At 71.9% G+C, this 5,611-nt stretch carries 7 protein-coding genes; 4 read left to right on the plus strand and 3 right to left on the minus strand.

Annotation, left to right across the window (positions count from 1 at the left end; translation table 11 throughout):
- Positions 1–184: 184 nt before the first annotated feature.
- Genes E1289_RS36155 through E1289_RS36165 form a run of 3 tightly spaced genes read right to left on the minus strand, consistent with a single transcriptional unit; the run spans position 185 to position 1,576 of the window.
- Positions 185–583 (minus strand): hypothetical protein, encoded by a 399-nt coding sequence (locus E1289_RS36155; protein WP_131988450.1) that lies wholly within the window; start codon positions 581–583, stop codon positions 185–187.
- Between the two features lie 51 nt (positions 584–634).
- A complete protein-coding gene (locus E1289_RS36160) occupies positions 635–979 on the minus strand; it encodes a DUF6191 domain-containing protein (RefSeq protein WP_131988452.1) in 345 nt (114 codons plus the stop codon).
- 45 nt (positions 980–1,024) lie between these two features.
- Positions 1,025–1,576 (minus strand): pyridoxamine 5'-phosphate oxidase family protein, encoded by a 552-nt coding sequence (locus E1289_RS36165; protein WP_131988454.1) that lies wholly within the window; start codon positions 1,574–1,576, stop codon positions 1,025–1,027.
- A 126-nt stretch (positions 1,577–1,702) separates the two neighbouring features.
- On the opposite strand from E1289_RS36165, the gene E1289_RS36170 reads away from it, so the two are divergent.
- The 4 genes from E1289_RS36170 to E1289_RS36180 all read left to right on the plus strand — a co-directional run.
- Entirely contained in the window at positions 1,703–2,524 is an 822-nt protein-coding gene (locus tag E1289_RS36170) for a Nif3-like dinuclear metal center hexameric protein (protein ID WP_131988456.1), read from the plus strand.
- Entirely contained in the window at positions 2,521–3,264 is a 744-nt protein-coding gene (locus E1289_RS39305) for a C4-type zinc ribbon domain-containing protein (RefSeq protein WP_207929383.1), read from the plus strand. The genes E1289_RS36170 and E1289_RS39305 overlap by 4 nt, the downstream gene beginning before the upstream one ends.
- The gene (locus E1289_RS36175; RefSeq protein WP_243713431.1) at positions 3,261–4,394 is read left to right on the plus strand and encodes a bifunctional RNase H/acid phosphatase; all 1,134 of its coding nucleotides are present in this window, start codon (positions 3,261–3,263) and stop codon (positions 4,392–4,394) included. Before E1289_RS39305 ends, E1289_RS36175 begins: the two co-directional genes overlap by 4 nt.
- Positions 4,395–4,469: 75 nt before the next feature.
- Positions 4,470–5,611 (plus strand): TrpB-like pyridoxal phosphate-dependent enzyme (locus tag E1289_RS36180; protein ID WP_131988460.1); only part of this gene is annotated, 1,142 nt, incomplete at its 3' end.

Here is a 5,611-nt window from a genome sequence, read left to right on the forward strand (position 1 = left end):
GAGACAGGCGGGAGCGGGTGGCGTAGGGGCGGGACTGGTCGGTCCAGGTTTGTCCGTTCCAATAGCGTTCGCGGCCCATCCACTCTGGATCTGGGTACCACCCAGGTGGTGTGCTCACCGGAACCCTCCCGTCAGGATCGGTTCAAAGGTTTGCGCACGCCACGACACAGCGTCAACGGGAAGGTCACAGCTTCGGGGTGAAAGGTCGGCGATGCCGGGGATCGTCAGGCTCGGCGAGGCCGCGCAGGGCGGTTTCGACGAGTTCGATGGCCTGCAGGAGGGCGACGAGCCGGGCGCCTTCGCGGCGGTAGGTCTCCAGGACGGATTCGACGCCGTGCGGTGGGACGACGTCCCCGAGATCCACGCGGGCGGTGCGGAAGCCCTCGCGTGCCGCCTCCACGGACGCGGCGGCGTGGTGGCGGGCCATCCGGGCGAGGACGATGGGATAGCGGCGCAGCACGCCGTAGCGCCGGTACTCGGGCGGAACGAGTTCGAGCAGCCAGGCCACGGCGGTGTCCTCGAAGCGCTCGGTGCCCGGTGGGTGCACCTGCGCGGGCCAGCCGGGCGGGACGTAGGTGCTCACGCGGTCAGGATAACCCGGCGTCGAACTTATGTTCGATACAAATCGGACACGTTATTCCGGCGGCGGGTTTCGGCGGATGCGGATCCTGCCCGAGTCCAGGTCGTCGCGCGTGCTGCCTGAGCCGGTCTGCTCATGGTCGTCCTGGCGCAGGATCTTCTGCCGCTCCTGCTCCTCGACCTTGACCTTCTTCGACCCCTCGAAGGCGGACGCCAGGTCCTCGAACATGCCGCCGCCGAACCCGGCGCCGGTCTCGCCATCACCGCGAATGGCCCCCATCAGGGAGGACTTGCCCGTCCCCTCGCGAGGCCATTCGACGATCTCCTGCTCGGCCTGCTCCGGGCGGTTGCCCATGGCGCGGCCCTTGACGCGCTTGCGGCGGCGAAAAGGTGACTTCACACACTCTCCAACGCGATGGGTGTCCAGATTGATCCCGGCGGCCGCTCAGGCCGTGAAAGACCACCGGGTGGGAGAACCGGTGAAGTCCCCCTGGCGGAGTCCGAAGGCCTGCTGAGGCCGTACCGCGACGGTCGCGTTCACCTCGGGGTCCAGGAAGTCCACACGGTATCTGGTCGCGTACTTGGAATTGACGAGGTCGATGAACCGCTGGAGGTCCTTTTGCTCGGTCAGTACCTCGGCGAGCCCCTCGATGACCACCGGGTTCTCGGCCTCCTCGGTGGTGACCACGACCCGCGGGTTCGCCCGCAGGTTCACCATCTTGCGGGACGGAACGCTGCTGCTGAACAGCAGTGCCTCACCGGACCAGGCGCCCCACACCGGCATGGCGTGCGGCCGCCCGTCCGGCCGCACCGTGCAGAGCCAGAAGTTCCGGGCCGCCCGGAGCTGCTCCACGGCCCAGGACCATGGCAGCAGGCCGCTTCCCTCTTCCGGGCCCACGATGCCGTAGCCGGGCATGTACGGCCGTTCGGCGATCGGTTCCAAGGGGTCGGTGGGCTGGGTGGGCTCCGGTTCCGCCGCGGCGCCGGAAGCCGACATGGCGTTCTCCCCTCTTTCGGTTCTGTCCCTGTCTGGCTGTCCCCGGCCTATCGTTTCAGACCTCCGGGCCCCGTGGTGACGCTCGGTGGCTCGTTGGGAGCGGCTCGGCGCGGTAGCCTGCGGGACGTGCGCCTATCCCATGTCATCACGGCTCTGGAGGAGCTCTATCCGCCCGAGTGGGCGGAGTCCTGGGACGCCGTCGGTCTCGTGTGCGGCGACCCCGACCAGGAGGTCGGACGGGTGCTGTTCGCGGTCGACCCGGTGGCCGCCGTGCTCGATGAGGCGCTGGAGTGGGGGGCCGACCTTGTGGTCACGCATCATCCGCTGCTGCTGCGCGGGGTGCACTCGGTCGCGGCGACCACGCCGAAGGGACGGCTCGTCCACCGGATGATCAGGAACGGGGTGGCGCTGCACACCGCGCACACCAACGCGGACCGGGCCGATCCCGGCGTGTCGGACGCGCTGGCGCGGGCCGTCGGCCTCACCGGCGACCTGCGTCCGATGGTCCCCGCCGACGACGATCCCCGCCGCGGCCTCGGCCGGATCGGGGACCTGCCCGAGCCGCTCACGCTGCGGGAGTTCACCGGGCGGGTGGCGGCCGGGCTGCCGTCCACCGCCTGGGGAGTGCGGGCCGCGGGCGACCCGGACCGCATCGTCCGCACCGTCGCCGTGTGCGGGGGCGCCGGCGACTCCCTGCTCGGCACCGCGCACGCCGCCGGTGTCGACGTCTATCTCACCGCCGACCTGCGGCATCACCCCGCCTCGGAGTTCGCCGAGCACGGCGGCCCGGCCCTGGTGGACGCCGCGCACTGGGCGACCGAGTGGCCCTGGCTCGCCGACGCCGAGCGGCGCCTGGCGGCGGCCTCCCCGGACGCGGGCAAGTTGGAGACCAGGGTGTCCACGCTCGTCACCGACGCGTGGCGCCTCCACGACGAAGGAGCACATTGAAAGCCGCACCGCAAGCCCAGCTCCGCCTGCTCGACCTGCAGGAGCTTGACGCCTCGCTGGACCGGCTGGCCCACCGCCGGCGCACGCTTCCCGAGCTGGCGGAGATCGAGCGGCTGGAGGGACGCCTGACCGAACTGCGCGACGCGATCGTGGCGGCCGAGACGGAGGCCGGCGACCTGCAGCGGGAGCAGAAGAAGGCCGAACAGGACGTCGAGCAGGTCCGCGCCCGCGCCGACCGCGACCAGAAGCGGCTCGACTCCGGGCAGGTGTCCTCGGCCAAGGACCTCGGCAACCTCCAGGCGGAGATCGAGTCGCTGCAGCGCCGCCAGTCCGACCTGGAGGAGGTCGTCCTGGAGATCATGGAGCGGTCGGAGGAGGCGGAGGGCAGGGTCTCCGCGCTGCGCGCCGACCAGTCCGCCGCGCAGGACGAGATGGCGGGGCTCGTCGAGCGCCGCGACGCCGCTCGGCGGGAGATCGACGACGAGGCCGGGACGACCAGCGCCGCGCGCACCGCGGTCGCCAAGGACGTCCCCGAGGACCTGCTGGCCCTCTACGAGAAGCTGCGCGGCCAGTTCGGCGGCGTCGGCGCCGCCAAGCTGTTCCGCGGCGCCTGCCAGGGCTGCCACCTGGCGCTCAACACGGTGGACCTGAACAACATCAGGGCCGCCGCCGGGGACGAGGTCGTCCGCTGCGAGGAGTGCCGGCGCATCCTGATCCGGACGCCAGAGTCGGGCCTGTGAGCGCGGTCGCCGGGCGCGGGGGCGCGGGCCGCAAGCTGATCGTCGAGGCGGACGGGGGCTCGCGCGGCAATCCGGGCCCCGCCGGGTACGGGGCGCTCGTCCGCGACGCGCTGACCGGGGAGGTCCTGGCCGAGGTCGCCGAGGCGATCGGGGAGGCCACCAACAACGTGGCGGAGTACCGGGGCCTGATCGCCGGGCTGACCGCCGCGTCCGCGATCGACGCGGCCGCCCGCGTCGAGGCCCGGATGGACTCCAAGCTCGTCGTGGAGCAGATGTCCGGACGCTGGAAGATCAAGCACCCGGACATGGTCCCGCTGGCGCTGCGGGCCCGTGAGCTGGCGGAGGACCTGGGGCCGGTCTCCTACACGTGGATCCCGCGGAACCGCAACGCGCACGCCGACCGCCTCGCCAACGAGGCCATGGACGCCGCGGCCCGCGGCGAGCACTGGGTCCGCAAGATCGAGGAGACGCCGGGGGAGCCGGAGCCGCCGCCGGCGCCGGCGCGGCCCCCGTCGTCCACCCCGGTGACCACGGTCCTGCTCCGGCACGGTGAGACGCCGCTGTCGGTCGAGAAGCGCTTCGCGGGGACGAGCGACGTCCCCCTCACCGCGGACGGCCTCGCCCAGGCCCGCGCCGCGGCCCTCGCCCTCAAGGACCGCGGGCTGGACGCGATCGTCACCTCGCCGCTGGCGCGCTGCCGCGCCACCGCCGCCGAGGTCGCCGCCGTCACCGGGCTCGACGTCCGCGTCGAGGACGGTTTCCGCGAGGCCGACTTCGGCGAGTGGGAGGGGCTCACGTTCGCCGAGGCCGGAAAGGGCTGGCCGGCCGAGCTCAAGGCGTGGCTGGCCGACCCGGAGGTCGCGCCGCCCGGCGGGGAGAGCTTCGCGCAGGTCTCCCGCCGCGTCCGCACCGCCCTGGACAAGGTGAAGGTCCGCCACCGCGAGCAGACCGTCCTGGTGGTCTCGCACGTCACGCCGATCAAGATGCTCGTCAAGGACGCCCTGGGCGCGCCCATGCCGTCCCTGTACCGGATGCACCTGGACGTGGCGGCGCTGTCGTCCATCGACTGGTACGCCGACGGCCCCGCCACCCTGCGCTCGTTCAACGACGTCCACCATCTTCCGGCCTGACCGGAACCGGCCTTCCGTCTCGGCCTCGCGCACGCCTACCCTCCACTCAAGGGCACCGTGACCTGGGGAGGAACCGTGACGACGAAGATCCTGCTGGACGAGTCGAGGCTCCCGAGCCGCTGGTACAACGTCGTCCCCGACCTGCCCGAGCCGCCACCCCCGCCGCTGCACCCGGGGACGCGCGAACCGGTCGGCCCGGACGACCTCGCACCGCTGTTCCCGATGGAACTCATCGCCCAGGAGGTCTCGGGCGAGCGCTTCGTCGACATCCCCGAGGAGGTCCGCGACGTCTACCGGCTCTGGCGCCCCACCCCCCTCATCCGGGCGCACCGCCTCGAACACGCGCTCGGCACGCCCGCCCGCATCTACGTCAAGTACGAGGGCGTCTCCCCGGTCGGCTCCCACAAGGCGAACACGGCCGTCCCGCAGGCGTACTACAACGCGCGACAGGGCATCAAGCGCCTGACCACCGAGACGGGCGCCGGCCAGTGGGGCAGCGCCCTCGCGTTCGCGTGCGCGCAGTTCGCCCTCGAATGCGAGATCTGGATGGTCCGGGCGTCCTACGACCAGAAGCCGTACCGCCGCTCCATGATGCAGATGTACGGGGCGCAGGTGCAGGCCAGCCCGTCCCGGCTGACCGCGTCCGGCGCGAAGATCCTCGCGGACGATCCGGGCTCGCCCGGCTCCCTCGGCATCGCCATCAGCGAGGCCGTCGAGTCGGCCTCCCCCGACGACACCCGGTACGCCCTCGGCAGCGTCCTGAACCACGTCCTGATGCACCAGACGGTGATCGGCGAGGAGGCCCTCGAACAACTCGCGCTCGTCGGCGACACCCCCGACCTGATCGTCGGCTGCACCGGCGGCGGCTCCAACTTCGCGGGCCTGTTCTTCCCGTTCCTCCGCGAGAAGCTGCAGGGCCGCATGGACCCGGCCATCAGGGCGGTGGAGCCGGAGGCGTGCCCGTCCTTCACCCGAGGCCGCTACGCCTACGACTTCGGCGACACGGCCGGCTTCACACCCCTGCTGAAGATGCACACCCTCGGGCACGACTTCGTCCCCGACCCCATCCACGCGGGCGGCCTCCGCTACCACGGGATGGCACCGCTGCTCTCCCACATGTACGAGCTGGACATCTTCGAGGCCGAGGCCAAACCGCAGCGCGAATGCTTCGAGGCGGGAATCCTGTTCGCCCGCACGGAGGGCATCGTCCCCGCCCC

It is taken from the genome of Actinomadura sp. 6K520, from assembly GCF_004349245.1.
In the GTDB taxonomy this organism is placed as follows: domain Bacteria; phylum Actinomycetota; class Actinomycetes; order Streptosporangiales; family Streptosporangiaceae; genus Spirillospora.

What these genes read in the sequence shown, in the direction of transcription:
- E1289_RS36165 (WP_131988454.1), bottom strand. Translation starts at nt 1,576, where the DNA reads ATGTCGGCTTCCGGCGCCGCGGCGGAACCGGAGCCCACCCAGCCCACC.